The following is a 25,298-nucleotide window of genomic DNA, read 5'->3' on the forward strand; positions in this document are numbered from 1 at the left end:
CCGGGCCGTCCGAGCGGCTCCCGGGGGGAGGTGGGTGGATCGGGGGTGAATCGGCGGTGAAGATCGACTACTGCGCGACGGGGCTTGAGGTGGGCCCGACGGCGGGCCCGACGGCGGGACCGGCCGACGGCCCGGCAACCGACCCGAGGGCGCTGCCCGCCACCCACTGCTCCCACGGCACGTTCCAGCCGTTGAGGCCGTTCTGCGGCGGCACGAAGTCCCCCGCGGAGGCCTTCACCTCCAGCACGTCCCCCGGGATGGTGTGCTCGAACAGCCAGCCCGCCGGGGAGTCCTTGCTCGCACCGCCCTTGGCGTCGGCCAGGCCGATGCAGCCGTGGCTGGTGTTGGCCGCGCCGAACACCCCGGGGTCCGCCCAGTAGTTGCCGTGCACGAAGGTGCCGGAGTTGGTCAGCCGCATCGCGTGCGGCACGTCCTTGATGTCGTACTCGTCGCCCATCCCGACGGTCTGCGAGTTCATCCGGGTCACCTTGTACTTCTCCGACACCACCATGACGCCCCGGTAGGTGGAGTGGTCACGGCTGCCGCCGGACACCTTGAGCACCCGCACCACCTTGCCGCCCTGCCCGGCCCGGACGGTCAGGGTGTGCGCGTCCAGGTCGACGGTGGAGACCTGGGCCCGGCCGACGGTGAAGTGCAGGTCCTTGGTCTGGGTGCCGAACTCGCCCGGCGCGCCCTGCACGTCCTTCAGCCGCAGCGCCACCGTCACCTTGGTGCCGGCCGCCCAGTACTGCTGCGGGCGGACGTCCAGCCGCTGGTTGCCGAACCAGTGCGCGGCCACCGGGACGGGCGGGTCGGCGCTCACCTGGACGGCCTTCTCCACCGCCGCCCGGTCGGTGATCGGCCGGCTGAAGCGCAGCGACACCGGCATGCCGACACCGACGGTGGAGCCGTCCTCCGGGGTGAAGAAGGCGACGAAGGTATGCGCCCGGGCCATCGTGGAGAACGCCGAGTGCTGGGCCGCCCGTTGGCCCTGGTCGTCCTCGGCGACGGCGTCCAGGGTGTACGCGGTGCCCAGCGGCAGCGGGCCGTCGGGTGTCCAGGCGGCGCCGTCCGGGGCGATCGTGCCGGGGACCTCGGTGCCCTTGGCGTCGGCCAGCCGGACGGTGACCAGCCGGCCCTGCGCCGCCGTCACCCGGACCGGGCCCTCCGGCAGCACGTCCTGGGCGCCGTCGGCGGGCAGCGCCGTGACGACCGCCCGGGACGGCGGCGGGGGCGGGGTGTGCGCCCCGGGCCCGGCGGCGTCCTGCGCGGGGGCCGCCGGGGGGCCGCCGCACCCCGTCAGGACGGCGAGGCCCCAGGCCACCGCCGCCGCCCGCCGCGCCCACACCCGTCCTCGGCGCCGCATTCCGGGGCCTCCCACTGTCCACGTCCGGTACCGGGAAGATCCGGTACCGGGAGCCTCCGCCACCGGGGACGCCCGACGCCGGGAACTCCCGATGTCAGGAACTCCCGATGTCAGAAACTCCCGGTGCCAGGAACGTCCGGCAGCGGGAACGCCCGATACCGGGAACAACGAGGGCAATCGCGGCGGGGACACGCGCAGCCGCGCGAAATCCCCCCATCCATCGGCCGCCATCCGCCGGTAAGCCCCCGTTCAGCCGCTTCCGATCTGCGCAATCCGGGAAAGAGGAAGTGAACGGGGTCCGGGACACCCCGTCCAGGGAGGGTGCGGCCATGGCGTCAGGGCAGGAGCTGGAAGCCGGAGTGCGGCCGCCCGGCGGGGACACCGCCGAGCCACCGTGGCCCGGCAGCTGGCAGCCGCTCGGCGCCCGCTTCCGGACCGACCAACAGGGCCGCCAGGGCACCAACTTCGCACTCTGGGCGGCCGGCGCCGAGGCGGTCGACCTCTGCCTGTTCGACGAGGACGGCCGGGAGGGCCGGCACCGCCTCACCGAGCAGGACTTCCAGACCTGGCACGGCTTCCTGCCCGGCGTCCGCCCCGGCACCCGGTACGGCTTCCGCGTGCACGGCCGGTGGGATCCGTGGACCGGCGCCCGCTGGAACCCGGCGAAGCTGCTGCTCGACCCGTACGCCCGTGCCGTGGACGGCTGTTACACCAGCCACGACGCGGTCTGCGCGGCCGTCCGCAACTGGCCGGAGGCGGACGTCGCCGACACCGTCCGGGACAACCGCGACTCGGCCCGCTACGTGCCCAGATCCGTGGTCGTCCACGATGACGACGACTGGTACGACGACCACCGCCCGAAGACCCCGTGGGCCGAGACGGTGCTCTACGAACTGCACGTGCGCGGCTTCACCATGCGCCACCCCGACATCCCGCCGGAGCTCCGCGGCACTTACGCGGGCCTGGCCCACCCGGCCGCCGTCGCCCACCTGACCCGCCTCGGCGTGACCGCCGTCGAGCTGCTGCCGGTGCACCAGTACGCCAGCGAGGACCACCTCCAGTCGCGCGGCCTGGTCAACTACTGGGGCTACAACACGATCGGCTACTTCGCCCCGCACGCCGGCTACTCGGCGGCCGGCTCGCGCGGCGGCCAGGTCGGCGAGTTCAAGCGGATGGTCCGCGCCCTGCACGCCGCCGGGATCGAGGTGATCCTCGACGTGGTGTTCAACCACACCGCGGAGGGCGCCGAACTCGGCCCGATGCTCTCGCTGCGCGGCATCGACAACACCGCCTACTACCGCCCGGCCCCGCACCGCCCGCGCGGCTACGCCGACTTCACCGGCTGCGGCAACACCCTGGACACCCGCCGCCCGCAGGTGGTCCGGCTGGTCACCGACTCGCTGCGGTACTGGGTCACCGAGATGGGCGTGGACGGCTTCCGCTTCGACCTCGCCGCCGCCCTCGCCCGCGGCACCGACGGGGTGGACATGGACCACCCCTTCCTCGCCGCCGTCTCCCAGGATCCGCTGCTCAGCCGGGTGAAGCTGATCGCCGAGCCCTGGGACGTCGGCCCGGGCGGCTACCAGGTCGGCGGCTTCCCGCCGCTGTGGGCCGAGTGGAACGACAAGTACCGGGACACCGTGCGGGACTTCTGGCGCGGCGCCCGCCCGGACGTGCGGGAGCTGGGCTACCGGCTGTCCGGCTCCTCCGACCTCTACCAGCGCGGCGGCCGCCGCCCGTACGCCTCCGTCAACTACGTGACAGCGCACGACGGTTTCACGCTGCGCGACCTGGTCAGCTACGACCGCAAGCACAACGAGGCCAACGGCGAGGCCAACCGGGACGGAACCGACGACAACCGGTCCTGGAACCACGGCGTCGAGGGCGAGACCACCGACCCGGAGGTGAACGCCCTGCGGCTGCGCCAACTGCGCAACCTGCTGGCCACGCTGCTGCTCTCCACCGGCGTCCCGATGCTCACCGCCGGGGACGAGCTGGGCCGCACCCAGGGCGGCAACAACAACGCCTACTGCCAGGACAACGAACTCGGCTGGCTGGACTGGTCGCTCCTGGCGGATCCCCGCTGGCGCGGGCTGTGCGAGCTGACCGCCCGGCTGATCCGGCTGCGCCGGGCCCACCCGGTGCTGCGGCAGCGGGCGTTCTTCTCCGGCCGGGCCGCCGCCCCGGGCGGCCAGCCGGACCTCGCCTGGTTCACGCCGCTGGGCAAGGAGATGACCGAGGCCGACTGGTTCGCCCCGACCGCCTGCCTGGGCATGCTGCTGTCCGGCACCGCGATGTCCGAACGGGACGAGGCCGGGCGGCCGACGCTGGACGACAGCTTCCTGCTGCTGCTCAACGCCGGCCACGAACCCGTGCTGTTCACCCTCCCCGGCGAGCCCTGGGCCGCGCCGGAGGAGGCGTACGAGACGGTGGTCGACACCGCCGTCGAGGGCGGCGGCGAGCCCTGTCCGCAGGGCGCGACGCTGCTGGCCGGGCGCTCGCTGCGGCTGCTGCGCGCGCCCGCCGCCACGACCTGAGCGGTGTCGGCCGCACGTGCGGCGCACTCCGGCCCCTGCGGCCGGCCCCACGCGCCCCGCTTTTCACCCGCGCCCCACCCGTACAGGTGGCCGGTTCTCGCCGAAGCGTTCTGTCAGGGGTGAAAAACCTGATGAGAAATGACGCGACCTCGTCCTACCCTCACGACGATGGCCGAGAACCGACAAGACGACGACACCGCGACCGGGCACCGCTCCACGGTCCGCTCCCTCCTGCGCCTGTGGCCCTACGCCCGAGCCGTCCGCCGCCGGTTGGCCACCTCGGTGGCCGCCGCCCTGGTCGCCATGCTGAGCGTCCTCGGCGTCCCGCTGGTCCTCGGCCGGATCGTCGACGGCCCGCTCGCCGAACACGACCTGAGCGGGCTCTGGCCGCTGATCGGCCTGCTGCTGGTCCTCGGACTGGTCGAGGCCGCGCTGTTCTACACCCGCCGGGTGGTCCTGGCCCGCCCGCTGGCCGGGCTGGAGACGGCCATGCGCGGCGACCTCTTCGCCAAGCTCCAGCGGCTGCCGATCTCCTTCCACGAGCGCTGGGGATCCGGCCAGCTGCTCTCCCGGGCCACCGCCGACATGTACACCATGCGGCTGTTTCTGGCCTTCCCGCTGGTCTTCCTGATCGTCAACTCGGTGATGTTCCTCGCCGGCACGGCGGTGATGTTCACCCAGGACTGGCGGCTCGCCCTGATCATCCTGCTGCCCGCCGTCCCGCTGTTCGTGCTCACCCGGCGGTTCGAGGCGGGCTACTCCGGCGCCTCCCGCCGCGCCCAGGACCAGAACGGCGACCTCGCCACCGTCATCGAGGAGTCCGTCCTCGGCATCCGCATCCTCAAGGCCTTCGGCCGCCACCGCTCGATGGCCGAGCGCTTCCGCGCCCAGGCCCACGACCTGCGCCGCACCGAACTGCGCAAGGCCGGGCTGCTCGCCAACCTCTGGGCGGTCATCGTCGGCCTGCCCGAGATCGCCCTCGGCTGCGCCCTCGCCGCCGGCGCCTACCTGGTCGCCCACGACGAGCTGAGCGCCGGCACCCTGGTCGCCTTCCTCTCCACCGCGCTGGCGCTGCGCTGGCCGGTCGAGTCCCTGGGCTGGCTGCTCGCCTACGCCAACGAGGCCGCCACCGCCGCCGACCGCTTCTTCGAGGTGCTGGACGAGCCCGAGACCGCCGACCCGGGCACCGCCGACGGCCTGGGCGCCACCCCCGACGGCATCCGCTTCACCGGCGTCCGCTTCCGCTACCCCGACGCCCCCGACGACACCCCCGACCTGCTGGCCGGCATCGACCTGCACATCCGCAGCGGCGAGACGATGGCCCTGGTCGGCGCCACCGGCAGCGGCAAGACCACGCTCACCGCACTGCTCCCCCGCCTGTACGAGGCCACGGCCGGCACCATCACCCTGGACGGCCGGGACATCCGCGACCTCCCCCGGGAACGGCTGCGCGAGCTGGTCGCGGTCGCCTTCGAGGAGCCCACCCTGTTCTCCGCCACCGTCCGGGAGAACGTCCTGATGGGCGCCCCGGGCGCGGACGACCGGCAGCTGCGCGCCGCCCTGGCCACCGCCCAGGCCTCCTTCGTGGAGAAGCTCCCGGACGGCGTGGACACCGAGGTCGGCGAACAGGGCCTGAGCCTGTCCGGCGGCCAGCGCCAGCGCCTCGCCCTGGCCCGTGCGGTGGTCGGCGACCCGGCCTTCCTGGTGCTGGACGACCCGCTCTCCGCCCTCGACGTGCACACCGAGGCCCTGGTCGAACGGGCGCTGCGCCAGGTCCTCGGCGCCACCACCGCCCTGGTGGTCGCCCACCGCCCGAGCACCGTGCTGCTCGCCGACCGGGTCGCGGTGCTCTCCGACGGCCGGATCGAGGCCGTCGGCACCCACCAGGACCTGCTGCGCGACTGCGCGCACTACCGCGAACTGATGTCGGGCGAGTCCGCCCCGATGCCCGAGGCCGCACTGGTCTCCGAGGGGGGCACCACCCGATGACCACCACCATCTCGCCCGCCGGCCCCGCCGAACGGGAGACCGCCGAACCGGTCGAGGAACAGCTTCCGCCGCCGCCCCCGGCCGACGAGGAGGACATCCCCGTCCCGCCCGGCGCGCCCCGGGCGCTGCTGCGCTCGCTGCTCGGCCCGCACCGGGCCCGGATCGGCGTCGCGATGCTGGTGATCCTCGTCCAGCAGGCGGCCCTGCAGTCCGGCCCGCTGCTGGTCGCCATCGCGATGGACCGCGGCATCCCGGCACTGCGCGAGAGCGACAGCGGCCCGCTGATCGCGGTGGTCTGCGCCTACCTGGGCTGCGCGCTGCTCAGCCTGCTGCTGCAGTGGGCGTTCATCAAGATCAGCGCCCGGGTCAACCAGGACATCCTGCTGGAGCTGCGCGGCCGGATCTTCCGGCACGCCCAGCGGCTGAGCCTGGACTTCCACGAGCGCTACACCTCGGGCCGGATCATCTCCCGCGCCACCAGCGACGTGGACGCGCTGCGCGAGCTGCTCTCCGAGGGCCTCCAGGAGCTGCTGACCGTCCTCCTGTCGGTCTGCTACATCTCGGTGCTGCTGCTGGTGCTGGACTGGCGGCTCGGCCTGGTCTCGCTGGCGTCGATCCTGCCGCTGGCGCTGATCGCCCGCTCCTTCCGCAGCCGCTCGCGCCGGGTCTACCGCCGCTCCCGCACCTCGGCCGCCTCGCTGATCGTCCGCTTCACCGAGACCATGAACGGCATCCGCCCGGTGCAGGCCTTCCGCCGGGAGAAGGCCAACGACGAGGCCTTCGGCCTGGTCAACCGGCAGTCCGCCACCGCGACGGCGGACGGCCTGCTGGAGATCGCCCGCTACGTCGGCCTCTCCCGCGTCACCGCCAACCTGTGGACCACCGGCGTGGTGCTGCTCGGCGCCTACCTGGTCGCCGACGGCACGGTCGAACTGGGCGTGCTCACCGCCTTCGTGCTCTACCTGCGCCGGCTCTACGACCCGATCGACCAGCTGGCGATGTTCCTGAACAGCTACCAGTCGGCCGCCGCCGCGCTGGAGAAGATCGCCGGCCTGCTCGCCCACGAGCCGACCGTCGCCGAACCCGCCGCGCCCGCCGAACTGCCGCAGGCCGTCGGCAAGGGGCGCGAGGTCCGCTTCGAGGAGACCCGTTTCGCCTACCGCACCGGCAAGCAGGTGCTGCCGCCGTTCGACCTGGTGATCCCGGCCGGGCAGACGGTGGCGGTGGTCGGCGCGACCGGCGCCGGCAAATCGACGGTCGCCAAGCTGCTGGCCCGCTTCTACGACCCGACCGACGGCCGGATCCGGCTGGACGGCGTGGACCTGCGCGACCTCGCCACCCCCGAGCTGCGGCGCGGCGTGGTGATGGTGACCCAGGAGTCCTTCCTGTTCTCCGGCACCGTCGCCGAGAACATCGCGATCGGCCGCCCCGGCGCCGGCCGCGAGGAGGTCGAGCAGGCCGCCCGGGACATCGGCGCGTACGAGTTCATCGCCGCGCTCCCGGACGGCTTCGACACCGACGTGCGCAAGCGCGGCGGCCGGATCTCCGCCGGGCAGCGCCAGTTGGTCGCCTTCGCCCGCGCCCTGCTCGCCGACCCGGCGGTGCTGATCCTCGACGAGGCGACCAGCTCGCTGGACGTCCCCGGCGAGCAGGCCGTCCAGCGGGCCATGCGCACGGTGCTGGCCGGCCGGACGGCGGTGATCATCGCGCACCGGCTCTCCACCGTGGAGATCGCCGACCGCGTCCTGGTGATGGACCAGGGCCGGATCGTCGAGGACGGCTCCCCGCAGGAGCTGATCGACGGATCCGGCCGCTTCGCCGCACTCCACCAGGCCTGGCGGGACAGCCTGGTCTAGGTCCTCCTAGGTCCGGCGCTCCCCGCGGCGGGGCCTCACCGCAGCACCCCCGCGTCCATCCCCGACGACTCGGCGGGCAGGGCCACCAGCCCCAGCTCCGCCGGGGAGGCCAGCCGGGGGTGGGCCGGCAGCACCCGGACGGTGTAGCCGAACGGGCCGGTCCGGCCCAGCTCCAGCGAGCCCTCGTAGCGGGTCCGGCCGTCCAGGTCGGACCCGCCGACCGGCTTGAGGGCGAGCACGCAGCCGTCCGAGATGCCGTCCGTCTCGTCCACCCGGCCGGACACCGCCTGCACCTCGACGTCGCCCGGCTCCAGCGCCCCGAGCGCGACCTGCACCCGCAGCGCCAGCGAGCTGCCCAGTTCCTGCGCCTCGTCCGGACAGTCCGCCTCGACGTGCTCGACCCGGACGGCCGGCCAGGCCTCCCGGACCTTCGCCTTCCAGGCCGCCAGCTCCAGGGCACCGTGGTGTTCCGCCGCCGCCAGCTCCCGCTGGGCCAGCGCCGCCGGGGTGTACAGCCGTTCGACGTACTCGCGGACCATCCGCCCGGCCAGCACCTTGGGGCCGAGGGTGACGAGGGTGTGCCGGACCATGGCGATCCAGCGGTGCGGCAGCCCGTCCGTGCCCCGGTCGTAGAACCGGCCGGCGACCTGGTCCTCGATCAGGTCGTACAGCGCGGCGGCCTCGATGTCGTCGCGGCGCTCGGCCTCGCTGCTCTCCGGGTCGAGCACGCCGCCGGTCTCGTCGGCGGTGGGGATCGCCCAGCCGTTCTGGCCGTCGTACCACTCGTCCCACCAGCCGTCCAGGACGGACAGGTTGAGGCAGCCGTTGAGCGCGGCCTTCATCCCGGAGGTGCCGCAGGCCTCCAGCGGGCGCAGCGGGTTGTTCAGCCAGACGTCGCAGCCCGGGTAGAGGTGCCGGGCCATCGCCATGTCGTAGTCCGGCAGGAAGACGATCCGGTGCCGGACGGCCGGGTCGTCGGCGAAGGCGACCATCTGCTGGATCAGCCGCTTGCCGCCGTCGTCGGCCGGGTGGGCCTTGCCGGCGACCACGATCTGCACCGGCCGGACGGGGTGCAGCAGCAGGGCGCGCAGCCGGTCCGGGTCGCGCAGCATCAGGGTGAGCCGCTTGTACGAGGGCACCCGGCGGGCGAAGCCGATGGTGAGCACGTCGGGGTCGAGCACCGAGGAGACCCAGCCGAGTTCGGCCTCGCCGGCGCCGCGCTGGCGCCAGGAGTCGCGCAGTCGGCGGCGGGCCTCGTCGACCAGCTGGGCGCGCAGGCTGCGGCGCAGGTCCCAGATCTCGGTGTTGCCGATCCGTTCCAGGCCGGTCCAGCGCTTGGCGTCGCCGGTGGTCATGGCGTCCTCGGCGCGGTCGGCGCCGATCTCGGCGGCGCCGAGCCGCACGACCGCCGGGTCGATCCAGGTGGCGGCGTGGACGCCGTTGGTGACGGAGGTGATCGGCACCTCGGTGGCGTCGAAGCCGGGCCAGAGCCCGTTGAACATGGAGCGGCTGACCTCGCCGTGCAGGGTGGAGACCCCGTTGGCGCGCTGGGCGAGCCGCAGGCCCATGGCGGCCATGTTGAAGAGCTTCGGGTCCCCGCCGGGCCAGGTCTCGGCGCCGAGCGCGAGCACCGGTTCGACCGGGACGCCCGGCAGGGCGGCGTCGCCGCTGAAGTGGCGGGCGACCAGCTCACGGTCGAAGCGGTCGATGCCGGCCGGGACGGGCGTGTGGGTGGTGAACAGGGTGCCGGCCCGGACGGACTCCAGGGCGGCGGCGAAGTCCAGGCCGACGCTGTCGGGGCCGGGTGAGCCGGTGGCGACCAGCTCGCGGATCCGTTCGACGCCGAGGAAGCCCGCGTGGCCCTCGTTGGTGTGGAACACCTCGGGGGCGGGGTGCCCGGTGAGCCGGCAGTAGGCGCGGACGGCGCGGACGCCGCCGATGCCGAGCAGCATCTCCTGGAGCAGCCGGTGCTCGCTGCCGCCGCCGTAGAGCCGGTCGGTGACGTCGCGCTCGGCGGGCGAGTTGGCCTCGATGTCGGAGTCGAGGAGCAGCAGCGGGACCCGTCCGACCTGGGCCTTCCAGATGTGCGCGGCCAGGGTGCGGCCGCCTGGCAGGGCGAGGTCGACCCGGCCGGGGGTGCCGTCGTCCTCCCGGAGCAGGCTGACCGCGAGTTCGTCCGGGTCGAGCAGCGGGTAGCGCTCCTGCTGCCAGCCGTCCCGGTTGAGGGACTGCCGGAAGTAGCCGTGCCGGTAGAACAGGCCGACGCCGATGATCGGGACGCCGAGGTCGCTGGCGGCCTTGAGGTGGTCGCCGGCCAGGATGCCGAGCCCGCCGGAGTACTGCGGCAGCGCGGCGGCGATGCCGTACTCGGGGGAGAAGTAGGCGATGGCGGCGGGCGGCGGGGTGGTGCCGGCCTCCTGCTGGGCCTGGTACCAGCGCGGGCCGCTGAGGTACTCGCGCAGGTCGTCGGCGAGGTCGCCGAGTCTGCGCAGGAACCGCCGGTCGGCGGCGAGGGCGGCGAGCCGGGCGGCCGGGACCTCCCCGAGCAGCCGCACCGGGTCCTCGCCGGTCGCGGCCCAGACCTCCGGGTCCACGGACCGGAAGAGGTCCCTGGTCTCGGGGTGCCAGGACCAGCGCAGGTTGAGGGCCAGCTCGTGCAGCGGCTGGAGTTGTTCGGGCAGGACGGTGCGGACGGTGAATCTGCGGATTGCCTTCACGGCGTGAAGCGTAGCCGCGATGTCCGTCATGACAGTGCGTCAAGTGGGCTATTGGGCATCCGTTCGGCCTATTGATGAGATCGCATTCGGCGCATTGGTCTGCACGGGGGGCGCGCGCGGCGCACATTTCCGGGGTCCTGCGCTACCAATGCATGAACACTGCGGAACAGGTCCATTTCCGATGACTCATCCGCTCAGGACAAAGCCCGAAACTACTGTCGTACCGCTGCAAAAGTCTTGTCCCCGGTGCGAGGATGACTCAAGGTCGTTGATGCTGCGGGGAGTGCGGCGGCGGGTGGCGTCCGCCTTGAAGCAGCACGTCCGAATCCTTTTCGCGTTGATCGTTCCCCTTCTTCTTAGCCCATTCGGCGCTCACCTCGCACCGACGCGTGTCCTCGTACTCGGCCTGCTCGTTCACGGGTCGACCGGGTCGCCCAGGGGCGTGCCCCTGGAGGCGCGCGCCGGGACGCGCGCGGCTCCAGGGCTCCCGTCGAGGGCTCGGCGGGCGCCGGGCAGGTTGCCGGGGACGGCGGCGCGGGCAGGCTTCCGGTCGCACGTCCTCCCCACCCAGCAGTCCTCCCGGTACTCCCCTGGCCCATTCCCCGGCCCGCGGGAGCTGCCGCCGATCTCGGGCAGGAGTTTGACATGCACGGCGACACGCGGGACCAGTCCACACCGGTGGCCGACAGCCACGACGCAGCGGTCGCGGAATCCGCCGGACGGATGGATTCTGACACTCGGACGGATCCGGCGATGCCGGCGCCGCGGGCCGCCGGGGCGGTCCGCACCGAGCCGGCCGAAGCGGCCCGACAACCCGGGGCCGAGGAGGGCCGGACCGCGGCACCGCGCAGGCGCACCACCACCACGCGCCGCGCCGCCGCCACCGCGAAGGCCACCGCCGACGCCGCCGGGACCGCCGGGACCACCGCCGAGGGCACCTCCGGCGCCGCGCCGCGCAAGGCCTCCGCCCGCAAGCCCGCCGCCCGCAAGACGACAGAGAGCGACACCGTGATCGGCCGCATCCCCGTCCTGGACGTCAGCCCCCTCGTCGACTCCGGCCGCCGCCCGGCCAAGGCCGTCGTCGGCGAGACCTTCCTGGTCACCGCGACCGTGTTCCGCGAGGGCCACGACGCCGTCAACGCCAACGTGGTGCTGCGCGACCCGCGCGGCCGCGGCGGCCCGTGGACGCCGATGCGCGAGCTGGCCGAGGGCACCGACCGCTGGGGCGCGCACGTCACCCCGACCGCGTCCGGCCGCTGGTCGTACCTGGTCGAGGCGTGGAGCGACCCGGTCGCCACCTGGCGCCGGACCGCCGCCGTGAAGCTGCCGGCCGGGATCGACACCGCGCTGGTCCTGGAGGACGGCGCCCGGCTGCTGGAGCAGGCCGCGGTCGGCGTGCCGAAGAAGGAGGGCCGCGCGCACGTGCTGGCCGCCGCCGACGCACTGCGCGACCCCGGCCTGCCGCCGCTGTCCCGGCTGGCCGCCGCGCTCGCCCCCGAGGTGCTGGACCTGCTGGCCCGGTACCCGCTGCGCGAACTGCTCAGCGCCTCCCGCCCGCTGCCGCTCCAGGTGGACCGCGAGCGCGCGCTGTACGGCTCCTGGTACGAGTTCTTCCCCCGCTCGGAGGGCGCGGTGGTGGATCCGGGCGGCGTCGAGCCGCCGCGTTCGGGCACCCTGCGCACCGCCGCCGAGCGGCTGCCGGCCGTCGCCGCGATGGGCTTCGACGTGGTCTACCTGCCGCCGGTGCACCCGATCGGACGAGCCTTCCGCAAGGGGCCGGACAACGCCCTGACGGCCGGTCCGCACGACGTCGGCTCGCCCTGGGCGATCGGCTCCCCCGAGGGCGGCCACGACGCCGTCCACCCCGACCTCGGCACGATCGAGGACTTCGACCACTTCGTCGCCGAGGCCGAGGCCCTGCACCTTGAGGTGGCGCTGGACTTCGCCCTCCAGTGCTCCCCCGACCACCCGTGGGTGAACAAGCACCCGGAATGGTTCAGCCACCGCGGGGACGGCACCATCGCGTACGCCGAGAACCCGCCGAAGAAGTACCAGGACATCTATCCGATCAACTTCGACCAGGACATGGAAGGAATCGTCAAGGAAACCATCCGGATCCTCCGGTTCTGGATGTCCCACGGCGTTCGGATCTTCCGGGTCGACAACCCGCACACCAAACCGGTGGCGTTCTGGGAGAAGGTGCTCGCCGACATCGCCCGCACCGACCCGGACGTCGTCTTCCTGGCGGAGGCCTTCACCCGGCCCGCGATGATGCACACCCTGGGGAAGATCGGTTTCCACCAGTCGTACACGTACTTCACCTGGCGCACCACCAAGCCGGAACTCACCGAGTACCTCACCGAACTCACCGGTGACGCCGCCGCCTACATGCGGCCCAACTTCTTCGCCAACACCCCGGACATCCTGCACGACTACCTCCAGCACGGCGGCCGCGCCGCGTTCGCGATCCGCGCCGTGCTCGCCGCCACCCTCGCCCCCAGCTACGGCGTCTACGCCGGCTTCGAGCTGTACGAGGACGAGCCGGCCCACCCCGGCTCCGAGGAGTACCTGCACTCGGAGAAGTACGAGCTGCGCCCCCGCGACTGGACCCGCACCGACTCCCTCGCCCCGCTGCTCACCGTGCTGAACCGGCTGCGCCGGCGCCACCCGGCCCTCCAGCAGCTGCGCAACCTGCGCTTCCACCCCACGGACAACGACCAGGTGCTCGCCTACTCCAAGACCGCGACCACCCCCGAGGGCCTCACCGACCAGGTCGTCACCGTGGTCAACCTCGACCCGCACCACGTCCAGGAGGCCACCGTCACCCTCGACGGCGACGGCCCGTACGCGGTGCACGACGAGCTCACCGGCGCCGTCTACACCTGGGGCCGGCACAACTACGTCCGGCTCGATCCCTCAGCCGAGCCGGCTCACCTCCTCACGGTTCGGAGGAACCCAGCGTGACTGTGAACGAGCCCGTCCCCGACACCTTCCCGGAGACCTCGAAGAAGAACCTGGACCCGGAGTGGTTCAAGCGTGCGGTCTTCTACGAGGTGCTGGTGCGGTCCTTCCAGGACAGCAACGGCGACGGGGTCGGGGACCTGAAGGGGCTCACCACCAAACTCGACTACCTGCAGTGGCTCGGGGTCGACTGCCTCTGGCTCCCGCCGTTCTTCGCCTCGCCGCTGCGCGACGGCGGGTACGACGTGGCCGACTACAAGTCGGTGCTGCCGGAGTTCGGCGACCTCGCCGACTTCATGGAGTTCGTCGACGCCGCGCACGCCCGCGGCATGCGCGTGATCATCGACTTCGTCATGAACCACACCAGCGACCAGCACCCGTGGTTCCAGGCCTCCCGGACGGACCCGGACGGCCCGTACGGCGACTTCTACATGTGGGCCGACGACGACAAGCAGTACCCGGACGCCCGGATCATCTTCGTCGACACCGAGACCTCCAACTGGACCTACGACCCGGTCCGCAAGCAGTACTTCTGGCACCGGTTCTTCTCCCACCAGCCGGACCTCAACTACGACAACCCCCGCGTCCAGCAGGAGATGATCGCCGGACTGCGGTTCTGGCTCGACCTCGGCATCGACGGCTTCCGGCTGGACGCGGTGCCGTACCTGTTCGCCCGCGAGGGCACCAACTGCGAGAACCTGCCGGAGACCCACGAGTTCCTCCAGCGGGTCCGCAAGGAGATCGACGCCGACTACCCCGACACCGTGCTGCTGGCCGAGGCCAACCAGTGGCCGGAGGACGTCGTCGACTACTTCGGCGACTTCACCGCGGGCGGCGACGAGTGCCACATGGCGTTCCACTTCCCGGTGATGCCCCGGATCTTCATGGCCGTGCGGCGGGAGTCCCGCTACCCGGTGTCGGAGATCCTCAGCAAGACCCCGCAGATCCCCGGCGGCTGCCAGTGGGGCATCTTCCTGCGCAACCACGACGAGCTGACCCTGGAGATGGTCACCGACGAGGAGCGCGACTACATGTACGCGGAGTACGCCAAGGACCCCCGGATGCGCGCCAACGTGGGCATCCGCCGCCGGCTCGCCCCGCTGCTGGAGAACGACCGCAACCAGATCGAGCTGTTCACCGCCCTGCTGTTCTCGCTGCCCGGCTCGCCGGTCCTCTACTACGGGGACGAGATCGGCATGGGCGACAACATCTGGCTGGGCGACCGGGACGGCGTGCGCACGCCGATGCAGTGGACCCCGGACCGCAACGCGGGTTTCTCCTCCGCCGACCCGGGCAGGCTCAGTCTGCCGCCCATCATGGACCCGGTGTACGGCTACCAGGTGACCAACGTCGAGGCACAGCAGAGCAGTTCGAGCTCGCTGCTGCACTGGACGCGTCGCATGATCGAGATCCGCAAGCTCAATCCGGCGTTCGGCCTCGGCACGTACACCGAACTGCCCTCCAGCAACCCCGCCGTGCTGGCCTTCGTGCGCGAACACGAGGGGGACCTGGTCATGTGCGTGAACAACTTCTCGCGGTTCGCGCAGCCGACCGAGCTGGACCTGCGGCAGTACGGCGGACGGTACCCGGTCGAGCTGATCGGCGGGGTGCGCTTCCCCTCCATCGGCGAGTGGCCCTACCTGCTCACGCTGGCCGGCCACGGCTTCTACTGGTTCCAGCTCCGGCAGCCGCCGCGGCTGAGCGGGACCAGGCGCTCGAAGTAACGATCCGCCACACCCTGCCACACAGCACCACCAGACCCTCCGGGGGCGCGAGTTGAACCCCTGCGCCCCCGGAGTTCTCTGCACCGCCGCGTACGGAGAACAGCCCAACGGCCACCCACACGAAGGCGTGACACCTGAGCCCCGCTCGCGTGCCGCCGCCGCCGCGCCGCCGAAATCCGGAAGACTGACGGACCCGGCCAGACCCGTCGGGCAGTCCGCCCGCTTCCGGGGAAAGGGAGTCATGTCCGAAACCTCCCGTTCTCAAGCCCATGTGCAGCAGGATGCCCCCGCCGACCCCGCCGCACCGGCGGGCGCGCGGAGCACCGGGGCCCGGAGAGCCGCCCTGGGGGTCAGCGAACTCGTCCAGGCCGCGCTGCCGCTGATCGCCGACTGGCTCCCCACCCAGCGGTGGTACGCCGGAAAGGGACGGCCCATCACCGGCCTCACCCCGATGGTCGGAACCCCGCTCCAGGTCGGCGACCCCGCCCTGCTGCACCTGCTGCTGCGGGTCGAGCACGCCACCACGGTCGGCGCCCCGCACGGCGACATCTACCAACTCCTGCTCGGCATCCGCTCGGACGGGCACGCGGACATCGAGCCCAGCGCCGTGCTCGGCCGGCTCAGCCAGGGCCCGTACGACGGCGCGGCGCTCTACGACGCCGTCCACGACCCCGAACTCACCGGGCGGCTGCTGGAACACCTCGCCACCGGCGACCGGTTCGGCTCGCTGTCCTTCCGTCGCACCCCCGGCTCCGGGCTCCCCGCCAACCTCCCCGGCCGCGCCTCCACCGCCGAGCAGTCCAACAGCTCGGTCATCTACGGCACCTCGTACATCCTCAAGCTGTTCCGCCGCATCCACCCCGGCACCAACCCCGACCTCGAACTCTCCCTTGCCCTCTCCCGGGCCGGCTCCACCCGGATCCCCCGGGTCGCCGCCTGGTTCGAGAGCCGGCTGGAACGCGCCGAACCCGCCACCCTCGGGCTGCTCCAGCGCTACCTGCCGGACGCCGAGGACGGCTGGGAGCTCGCCCTCGACCAGGTCGGCCGACTCAAGGGCGACCCCTCCCCCGGCAACTTCGCCATCGAGGCCCACCGGCTCGGCCGGGCCACCGCCGAAGTCCACCGGGTCCTGGCCCGCTCGATGCCGGTCGCCCGGCTCGACCGCGCCCAGACCAGCCGGCTCGCCACCACCATGGCCGACCGGCTGGACAGCGCCGTCGCCGCCGTCCCCGGCCTGCTGCGCTACCGGGCCGCACTGCGCACCGCCTTCCAGCAACTCGCCGACGCCCACCCCGACGGCCTGCCCGTCCAGCGCATCCACGGCGACCTGCACCTCGGACAGGCCATGCGCACCCCGCACGGCTGGGTGCTGCTGGACTTCGAGGGCGAACCCGCCAAATCCGTCAACGAACGCCGCGAACCGCAGCCCGCGCTGCGCGACGTCGCCGCGATGCTCCGCTCCTTCGACTACGCGGCCGCCCACCTGCTGGCCGGCGGCCCGGTCGACCCGGAACTCGCCCACCTCGCCGCCGCCTGGGCCCAGCGCAACCGCACCGCCTTCTGCGCCGGCTACACCGCCGGCGGCGGCGCCGACCCGGCGGCCTCACCGGAGCTGATGCGGGCCCTGGAGATCGACAAGGCGGTGTACGAGGTCGTGTACGAGGCCCGGCACCGGCCGAGCTGGCTGCCGATCCCGCTCGCCGCGATCAACCGGCTCGCCCTCACCGTCTGACCGCCCCGGCCCCGCCCGCACCCCCTGCCCTGCCCGCATCCCCTGCCCCACCCGCACCCCCGGTTCCGCCGCCCTGGAGTTAGCCCACCCCCCGTCGCAGGAGGACCCAGCCGTGACGCCGCTCGACCCGCCCGGCCGCACCACCCGCCCCGTCCCGGCCACCTTCCTGGCCGGCCCGGACTCGCCCCGGCCCGAGCCCGTCCCGGCCGAGGAGTCCGCGCCGGCCGGCGAGCCCGTGCCGGCCGCGGAGTCCGCACCGGTCACGGCTCCGCCCACGGCCTCGCTGCGCCTGCCCGAGGCGCCGCTGCCGCCGTCCGAGGTGGACCGGCTGGTCGGCGGGCAGCACCACGACCCGCACGCCCTGCTCGGCGCGCACCCGGTGCACGGCGGCACCGCGATCCGGGTGCTGCGCCCGTTCGCCGAGCGGGTGGTCGTCGAGACCACCCAGGGCCCGGCCGAACTCACCCATCAGCAGGGCGGGTTGTTCACCGGGCTGGTGGCCGGCGCCGACACCGTGGACTACCGGCTGCTGGTGACCTACCCCGGCGGCGAGCCGCTGGCCCAGCACGACGGCTACCGCACACCGCCCACCCTCGGCGAACTCGACCTGCACCTGATCTCCGAAGGCCGGCACGAGCAGCTGTGGCGGGCCCTCGGCTCGCACGTGCGCACCGTCGACGGCGTCGCCGGCACCGCCTTCGCGGTCTGGGCGCCGAACGCCGTCGGCGTCCGGCTGATCGGCGACTTCAACCACTGGGACGGCACCGGGCACCCGATGCGCTCGCTCGGCTCGTCCGGCATCTGGGAGCTCTTCGTCCCGGGCCTCGCCGAGGGCGCCGCGTACAAGTACGAGATCCACACCCGGCAGGGCTGGGTGCTCGACAAGGCCGACCCGCTCGCCCGGGCCGCCCAGTGCCCGCCCGCCACCGCCTCGGTGGTCACCTCCTCCGACCACCGCTGGCAGGACGGCGAGTGGATGGCCCGCCGGGCCCGCGCCGCGCACCACCGGGCGCCGATGTCCGTCTACGAGCTGCACCTGGCCTCCTGGCGGCCCGACCTCACCAGCTACCGCGCCATCGCCGAGGAACTGCCGCGCTACCTCAAGGAGTTGAACTTCACCCACGTGGAGTTCATGCCGGTCATGGAGCACCCCTTCGGCGGCTCCTGGGGCTACCAGGTGTCCGGCTACTACGCCCCCACCGCCCGGCTCGGCAGCCCCGACGACTTCCGCCACCTGGTCGACACCCTGCACCGGCACGGCATCGGCGTGATCGTCGACTGGGTGCCCGCCCACTTCCCCAAGGACGCCTTCGCGCTCGCCCGCTTCGACGGCGAGCCGCTGTACGAACCGGCCGACCCGCTGCGCGCCGAGCACCCCGACTGGGGAACCCTGGAGTTCGACTACGGCCGCACGGAGGTGCGCAACTTCCTCGTCGCCAACGCGGTCTACTGGTGCGAGGAGTTCCACATCGACGGCCTGCGGGTGGACGCCGTCGCCTCGATGCTCTACCTCGACTACTCCCGCGAGGGCGGCGCCTGGACGCCCAACCAGCACGGCGGCCGGGAGAACCCGGACGCGGCCGCGTTCCTGCAGGAGATGAACGCCACCGTCTACCGGCGCTGCCCCGGCGTGGTCACCATCGCCGAGGAGTCCACCGCCTGGGACGGCGTCACCCGCCCCACCGACGCCGGCGGCCTCGGCTTCGGGCTCAAGTGGAACATGGGCTGGATGCACGACTCGCTGGTCTACATGTCCAAGGAGCCGGTGCACCGCAAGTTCCACCACAACGAGATCACCTTCTCGATGGTGTACGCCTACTCGGAGAACTACGTCCTGCCGATCTCGCACGACGAGGTGGTGCACGGCAAGCAGGCGCTGGTCTCCAAGATGCCCGGCGACTGGTGGCAGCAGCGCGCCAACCACCGCGCCTACCTGGGCTTCATGTGGTCCCACCCGGGCAAGCAACTACTCTTCATGGGACAGGAGTTCGCCCAGGGCGCGGAATGGGACCACGAGCAGGGCCCGCAGTGGTGGGTGCTCGACGAGCAGTGGCCCGCCCACCAGGACCACCACGGCGTCCGCCGGCTGGTCCGCGACCTCAACCGGCACTACCTGGACACCCCCGCCCTCTGGGAACGGGACACCACCCCGGACGGCTTCCGCTGGCTCGACGGCGGCGCCGCCGAGGACAACCTGCTCTCCTTCGTCCGGTACGCGGCCGACGGCTCGCCGCTGGTCGCGGTCTGCAACTTCTCCCCCGTCGTCCGGCACGGCCACCGGGTCGGCCTGCCCGACCTGGACGGCCGCGACCAGCTGTGGGAGGAACTGCTCAACACCGACGCCGAGGCCTACGGCGGCGGCGGCATCGGCAACTCCCACCCGGTCAAGGCCGAACCGACCCCCTGGCACGACCAGCCCCGCTCCGCCGAACTGGTCCTCCCCCCGCTCGCCACCCTCTGGCTCCGCCCGGCCCGCTGAGGGCCTGAGCACCTGAGTGTCTGAGGGCCTGAGCGTCTAAGGGCCTGAGCAGCTGAGGGCCTGCCCGGCCGGGCAGGCCCTCAGCTCGGTGCCGACACCGGGAAGCCGAGATCCTCCGCGGCCCTGCCCAGCTCGCGGTCGTAGGTGATGAACTCGGTCAGCTCCGTGCGGAACGGGTCCGCGCTGGCCAGGTGCAACGCGTCCAGCGAGCCGAGGCGCGGAGTGCGGTAGGAGAGCGCCCGGGCGAGCACCGCGCTGCTGAGGTCGACCTGGTGGCTGCCCCGGAGCGCCTGGTCCACGTAGTAGGGGACCTGCTGGTGGGCCAGGCCCGCGCGGAGCAGGGTGCGGGTGATCTCCAGCCGGGCCAGCGCGCTGGTGATCAGCTCGGTCCCGGCGGGCAGCGTCTGCCGCCACGCCCGCAGTGCGGCCGTCTCCGGCTCCGGCTTGATGAACTTCAGCAGCGCGCAGGAGTCGAGGTAGATCAACGGTTCCGCTCCCGTTCGCGGTCTTCCACCAGCAGGTCCGAGAGGCTGCCGATGTCCGGCAGCAGGTCGAGGGCCAGCTCGGGCATGCCCTCCTCGGCCGGCGGGGTGACCTCGCCGGCCGCGATCATGCGTTCGAGGGTCGTCGCCGGGGGCTCCTCCGGCACCAGTCTCAGCACGGGCCGCCCGCGGTCGGTGACGACGATCGTCGCGCCGGCCCGGACCCGCGCGACCGCCTTGGACGGGTTCTGGTTGAGCTCACGCAGTCCCATGGTCTCCATGCCTTCCAATGTAACTACATCATGTAGGTACATCAAGGGCGGGCCACGGCGCAAACCCCGAGCCCAGGACGTTCAGCCCTTGCCCCCGCCGGGCCGCTCTGCTCGCGGACGCCCGTTCGTGGTGCGAAGGTATGGTCGATATGGCCATATTCCGAGACGACGGGACGGAGACACCCACGTGGCGCGCAGCGTGTACGTGACCGGTATCGACCGGGGGGACGGCCGGCAGGCGGTCGAACTCGGGGTCATGGAACTGCTCACCCGCCAGGTGGACCGGGTAGGGGTGTTCCGGCCGCTGGTGCACGCGCACGCGGGAGCACCTGCCGGCCGCCGGGCCGGGGGCGAGCCGGGCTCGGACCACGTGGTGGAGCTGCTGCGCGGCCGGTACCGGATCGACCTGCCGAGTTCCGAGCTGTACGGGCTCAGCTACGAGGAGGCCGCCGCGCTGCAGGCCGCCCAGGGGCAGGACGAGCTGGTCTCCACCCTGGTCGACCGCTTCCGCGCGCTGGAGCGGCGCTGCCAGGCGGTGCTGGTGCTCGGCACCGACTTCGCCGACACCAACATCCCGGACGAGCTGGCCTTCAACGCCCGGCTGGCCAACGAGTTCGGCGCCGCCGTGCTGCCGGTGGTCGGCGGGCACGCCGAGGACCCGGAGGCCGTCATCGCCGAGGTCCGCAACGCCCACCGGGCGTTCACCGACCTGGGCTGCGAGACCCTGGCGATGATCGCCAACCGGGTCGCCCCGGGTGCCAAGCAGCGGATCCAGCGCAAGCTCACCGAGAAGCTGCCGATCCCCGCCTACGTCATCCCGGAGGAGCCGGCGCTGGCCGCGCCGACCGTCGCCCAGCTGGTCGAGACGACCGGCGCCGAGGTCCTGCTCGGGGACGCCGCCGGCCTGGCCCGGGACGTCCGCGGCTTCGTCTTCGGCGGCGCCATGCTGCCCACCTTCCTGGACGCCCTGACCGAGGGCGCCCTGGTCGTCACCCCCGGGGACCGCGCCGACCTGGTGATCGGCTCGCTGGCCGCGCACGCCGCCGGCGCCCCGCCGATCGCCGGCGTGCTGCTGACGCTCGGCCAGCACCCCGGCCCGAACGTGATGACGCTGGCCGCCCGGCTCGCCCCCGGCACCCCGGTCGCGGTCGTCCCGGAGGGCAGCTGGCCGACCGCCGCGACCCTCACCCACCTGGAGGGCAAGCTCACCGCGGCCAGTCCGCGGAAGGCCGAGATCGCCCTCGGACTCTTCGAACTGCACGTCGACACGGCCGAGTTGACCAACCTGATCGAGGTCGGCCGGTCCGAACGCGTCACCCCGATGATGTTCGAGCACGAGCTGCTGGAGCGGGCCCGGGCGAGCCGACGGCACGTCGTCCTGCCGGAGGGCACCGAGGAGCGGGTGCTGCGCGCGGCCGAGATCCTGCTGCGCCGCAACATCTGCGACCTCACCCTGCTCGGCGAGGCCGACGCGGTGCGCCGCAAGGCCGCGGGCCTCGGCATCGACCTCCCGCAGGAACAGCCGGGCGGCGACCGCGCCCAGGTCCGGATCGTCGACCCGACCACCAGCCCGCTACGCCGCCAGTTCGCCGAGCTGTACGCCCGGCTGCGCGCCCACAAGGGGATGACCGTCGAGCTGGCGCTGGACGTGGTCACCGACGTCTCGTACTTCGGCACCCTGATGGTCCAGGAGGGCATCGCGGACGGCATGGTCTCCGGCGCGGTGCACTCCACCGCCGCGACCATCCGGCCCGCCTTCGAGGTGATCAAGACCTCGCCGGGCGCGGCCATCGTGTCGAGCGTCTTCTTCATGTGCCTGGCCGACAAGGTGCTGGTGTACGGCGACTGCGCGGTCAACCCCGACCCGGACGCCCAGCAGCTGGCCGACATCGCGATCCAGTCCGCCGCCACCGCCGCCCAGTTCGGGGTGGAGCCGCGGGTCGCGATGCTCTCGTACTCGACCGGCACCTCCGGCTCCGGCGCGGACGTCGACAAGGTCCGCAAGGCCACCGAGCTGGTCCGCGAGCTGCGGCCGGACATCCTGGTCGAGGGCCCGATCCAGTACGACGCGGCGGTGGACGCCCACGTCGCGGCCACCAAGCTGCCGGGCTCCGCGGTGGCGGGCCGGGCGACCGTGCTGATCTTCCCGGACCTCAACACCGGCAACAACACCTACAAGGCGGTCCAGCGCTCGGCGGGCGCGGTGGCGGTCGGCCCCGTCCTCCAGGGCCTGCGCAAGCCCGTCAACGACCTCTCGCGCGGCGCGCTGGTCCAGGACATCGTCAACACCGTCGCGATCACCGCCATCCAGGCCCAGGACGACAAGGAGTCGCAGGCATGAGCGATGGAACGCGCGTTCTCGTGCTGAACGCCGGCTCCTCGTCGGTGAAGTACCAGCTGATCGACATGCTGGACGGCGCCCGGCTGGCCTCCGGCCTGGTGGAGCGGATCGGCGAGCCCGGCGGGCGGCTGGTGCACACCCCGCACGCGGGCGGGTCGCGCGAGCTGCCGCAGCTCTTCCCGGACCACTCCGCCGCCCTGAAGGCCGTCGCCGAGGAGCTGGCCGCCGACGGCCTCGGGCTGGACTCCCCCGAGCTGGCCGCGATCGGCCACCGGGTGGTGCACGGCGGAAAGCGGTTCACCGAGCCGACCGTGGTCACCGACGACGTGCTCAAGGAGATCCGCCGGCTGATCCCGGTCGCGCCGCTGCACAACCCGGCCAACATCACCGGCATCGAGGTGGCCCGCGCGCTGCGCCCGGACCTCCCCCAGGTGGCCGTCTTCGACACCGCCTTCCACGCCTCGATGCCGGAGTTCTCGGCCCGGTACGCGATCGACAAGGCCGTGGCCGACGAGCACCGGGTGCGCCGCTACGGCTTCCACGGCACCTCGCACCAGTACGTCTCGCGGGCCACCGCCCGGCTGCTCGGCAAGGACCCGGCCGAGGTGAACGTGATCGTGCTGCACCTGGGCAACGGCGCCTCCGCCTCGGCGGTCGCCGGCGGTCGCTGCCTGGACACCTCGATGGGCCTGACCCCGCTGGAGGGCCTGGTCATGGGCACCCGTTCGGGCGACATCGACGCCGGTGTGGTGTTCCACCTGCACCGGGTGGGCGGGCTGTCGATCGACGAGATCGACGACCTGCTCAACCGCCGCAGCGGTCTGCGCGGCCTGTGCGGCGACAACGACATGCGCGAGATCATGCGCCGGGCCGAGGCCGGGGACGCCGACGCGAAGCTCGCCTTCGACGCGTACATCCACCGGCTGCGCAAGTACATCGGCGGCTACTACGCCGTGCTCGGCCGGGTGGACGCGATCGCGTTCACCGCGGGCGTCGGGGAGAACGCGGCGCCGGTGCGCGCGGCGGCCACCGCCGGGCTGGACGAACTGGGCATCGCGGTCGACCCCGAGCTGAACTCGGTGCGCTCCGGCGAGGCCCGGATCATCTCGCCCGCGTACGCCCGGGTGGCGGTCGCCGTGGTGCCCACCGACGAGGAACTGGAGATCGCCCGACAGGCCTTCGCCCTGGTCCACAGGCGGTCCGGGGACTGACTGGACGCCGTCTCGCCCCTCGGGATCCTTCGTTGGCGATTCCTCACGATTCGTGCCGAATGCACCTATAACACGAACGGATAGACTGATCCATATGCGCCGAGCGAAAATTGTCTGCACCCTGGGTCCGGCGACGGACTCCTACGAACAGCTGAAGGCCATCGTCGAGGCGGGCATGAACGTCGCCCGACTGAACATGAGCCACGGCAACCACGCGGACCACGAGGAGCGGTACCGCAAGGTCCGCCAGGTCTCGGAGGACACCGGCAAGGCCATCGGCGTCCTGGCCGACCTCCAGGGTCCCAAGATCCGTCTGGCGACCTTCGCCAACGGCCCGGTGACCGTCGACAACGGCGACGAGTTCACCATCACCACCGAGGACGTCCCCGGTGACCAGCACATCTGCGGCACCACCTACAAGGGCCTGCCCGGCGACGTCAAGCCCGGCGACCCGATCCTGATCAACGACGGCGTCATCGCCCTGGAGGTCGTCAGCGTCGACGGCCCGCGGGTGAAGACCGTGGTGATCGAGGGCGGCGTGCTCTCGAACAACAAGGGCATCAACCTGCCCGGCGCGGCCGTGAACGTGCCCGCCCTGTCCGAGAAGGACAAGGACGACCTGCGCTTCTCGCTGCGCCTGGGCGTCGACATGGTCGCCCTGTCCTTCGTCCGCAACGCGGACGACGTCAAGGACGTCCACGAGGTCATGGACGAGGTCGGCATCCGCGTGCCGGTCATCGCCAAGATCGAGAAGCCGCAGGCCGTCGAGGCCATGGAGGAGATCGTCCTCGCCTTCGACGCCATCATGGTCGCCCGCGGCGACCTGGCCGTCGAGTACCCGCTGGAGCGGGTGCCGCTGGTCCAGAAGCAGCTGATCACGCTGGCCCGCCGCAACGCCAAGCCCGTCATCGTCGCCACCCAGATGATGGAGTCGATGATCCACGCCTCGCGCCCCACCCGCGCCGAGGTCTCCGACGTCGCCAACGCCATCCTGGACGGCACCGACGCGGTCATGCTGTCCGCCGAGTCGAGCGTCGGCAAGTACCCGATCGAGACCGTCCGCACCATGAGCCGGATCGCCGAGAGGGCCGAGGAGGAGCTGCTGTCCCAGGGCCTCCAGCCGCTCAACCCGGGCCGCAAGCCGCGCACCCAGGGCGGCTCGATCGCCCGCGCCGCGTGCGAGCTGGGCGACTTCCTGAACGGCCAGGCGCTGGTCGCGTTCACCAAGTCCGGTGACACCGCCCGCCGCCTGTCCCGCTACCGTTCGCCGATCCCGGTGATCGCGTTCACCCCGGACGTCGCCACCCGCAACCAGCTCTCGCTGAGCTGGGGCGTCGAGGCGCACGTCACCGAGCAGGTCGGGTCCACCGACGCGATGGTCGCCCAGGTCGACCGCGAGCTGCTCAGCATGGGCCAGCTCGCCGAGGGCGCGACCGTCATCGTCACCGCCGGCTCGCCCCCCGGCATCCCCGGCAACACCAACATGGTCCAGGTGCACCACCTGGGCACCCGGGGCGAGTAACACCCCGTGGCACCGACGCCCGTGGGGCGGTCCTCCGGTGGAGGGCCGCCCCACGGGCGTTCTCACGACGTCGCCGCCGCCGTGGCGCGGCTGCCGGTCGCCTACTCGT

At 72.7% G+C, this 25,298-nt stretch carries 14 protein-coding genes; 10 read left to right on the forward strand and 4 right to left on the reverse strand.

The features are described from left to right. Window positions 1-67: 67 nt before the first annotated feature. A complete protein-coding gene (locus tag A6F73_RS11810; RefSeq protein ID WP_079135616.1) occupies window positions 68-1,366 on the reverse strand; it encodes an Ig-like domain-containing protein in 1,299 nt (432 codons plus the stop codon). Window positions 1,367-1,695: 329 nt separating this feature from the next. On the opposite strand from A6F73_RS11810, the gene glgX reads away from it, so the two are divergent. The 3 genes from glgX (at window position 1,696) to A6F73_RS11825 (ending at window position 7,748) form a co-directional block, all read left to right on the forward strand. Continuing rightward, window positions 1,696-3,903, forward strand: coding sequence for a glycogen debranching protein GlgX (gene glgX, locus A6F73_RS11815; protein ID WP_063347757.1), 2,208 nt, complete (start codon window positions 1,696-1,698; stop codon window positions 3,901-3,903). A 168-nt stretch (window positions 3,904-4,071) separates the two neighbouring features. Next, window positions 4,072-5,892, forward strand: a complete 1,821-nt coding sequence (locus A6F73_RS11820; RefSeq protein ID WP_063347758.1) for an ABC transporter ATP-binding protein — start codon at window positions 4,072-4,074, stop codon at window positions 5,890-5,892. Next, entirely contained in the window at window positions 5,889-7,748 is a 1,860-nt protein-coding gene (locus A6F73_RS11825; protein WP_063347759.1) for an ABC transporter ATP-binding protein, read from the forward strand. Before A6F73_RS11820 ends, A6F73_RS11825 begins: the two co-directional genes overlap by 4 nt. Window positions 7,749-7,783: 35 nt before the next feature. Here A6F73_RS11825 and glgP read toward each other — a convergent pair whose 3' ends face one another. Next, on the reverse strand, window positions 7,784-10,465 hold the full coding sequence (glgP, locus tag A6F73_RS11830; protein WP_063351130.1) for an alpha-glucan family phosphorylase: 2,682 nt from the start codon (window positions 10,463-10,465) through the stop codon (window positions 7,784-7,786). Between the two features lie 1,008 nt (window positions 10,466-11,473). On the opposite strand from glgP, the gene A6F73_RS11835 reads away from it, so the two are divergent. From A6F73_RS11835 to glgB, 4 genes are all read left to right on the forward strand, one after another. Then, a complete protein-coding gene (locus A6F73_RS11835) occupies window positions 11,474-13,429 on the forward strand; it encodes an alpha-1,4-glucan--maltose-1-phosphate maltosyltransferase (RefSeq protein WP_063351131.1) in 1,956 nt (651 codons plus the stop codon). Next, on the forward strand, window positions 13,426-15,150 hold the full coding sequence (treS, locus tag A6F73_RS11840) for a maltose alpha-D-glucosyltransferase (protein ID WP_063347760.1): 1,725 nt from the start codon (window positions 13,426-13,428) through the stop codon (window positions 15,148-15,150). The genes A6F73_RS11835 and treS overlap by 4 nt, the downstream gene beginning before the upstream one ends. A 271-nt stretch (window positions 15,151-15,421) precedes the next feature. Next, a complete protein-coding gene (locus A6F73_RS11845; RefSeq protein ID WP_244293365.1) occupies window positions 15,422-16,882 on the forward strand; it encodes a phosphotransferase in 1,461 nt (486 codons plus the stop codon). A gap of 112 nt (window positions 16,883-16,994) precedes the next feature. After that, window positions 16,995-19,361 (forward strand): 1,4-alpha-glucan branching enzyme, encoded by a 2,367-nt coding sequence (glgB, locus tag A6F73_RS11850; RefSeq protein ID WP_079135617.1) that lies wholly within the window; start codon window positions 16,995-16,997, stop codon window positions 19,359-19,361. Between the two features lie 80 nt (window positions 19,362-19,441). On the opposite strand, the gene A6F73_RS11855 is transcribed toward glgB, so the two are convergent. Then, window positions 19,442-19,846 (reverse strand): type II toxin-antitoxin system VapC family toxin, encoded by a 405-nt coding sequence (locus tag A6F73_RS11855; protein WP_063347762.1) that lies wholly within the window; start codon window positions 19,844-19,846, stop codon window positions 19,442-19,444. Beyond that, the gene (locus A6F73_RS11860; protein WP_063347763.1) at window positions 19,843-20,124 is read right to left on the reverse strand and encodes a type II toxin-antitoxin system prevent-host-death family antitoxin; all 282 of its coding nucleotides are present in this window, start codon (window positions 20,122-20,124) and stop codon (window positions 19,843-19,845) included. The genes A6F73_RS11855 and A6F73_RS11860 overlap by 4 nt, the downstream gene beginning before the upstream one ends. Before the next feature lie 178 nt (window positions 20,125-20,302). Here A6F73_RS11860 and pta point away from each other — a divergent pair, with 178 nt between their 5' ends. From pta to pyk, 3 genes are all read left to right on the forward strand, one after another. Then, entirely contained in the window at window positions 20,303-22,456 is a 2,154-nt protein-coding gene (gene pta, locus A6F73_RS11865; protein ID WP_063347764.1) for a phosphate acetyltransferase, read from the forward strand. After that, window positions 22,453-23,667 carry an acetate kinase gene (locus A6F73_RS11870; protein WP_063347765.1) on the forward strand — a complete coding sequence of 405 codons (1,215 nt, stop codon included), beginning with the start codon at window positions 22,453-22,455 and terminating at the stop codon, window positions 23,665-23,667. Before pta ends, A6F73_RS11870 begins: the two co-directional genes overlap by 4 nt. A gap of 94 nt (window positions 23,668-23,761) precedes the next feature. Beyond that, window positions 23,762-25,189 (forward strand): pyruvate kinase, encoded by a 1,428-nt coding sequence (pyk, locus tag A6F73_RS11875; RefSeq protein WP_063347766.1) that lies wholly within the window; start codon window positions 23,762-23,764, stop codon window positions 25,187-25,189. Window positions 25,190-25,298 lie beyond the last annotated feature (109 nt).

It is taken from the genome of Streptomyces sp. MJM8645 (assembly GCF_001625365.1).
Lineage (GTDB): Bacteria > Actinomycetota > Actinomycetes > Streptomycetales > Streptomycetaceae > Kitasatospora.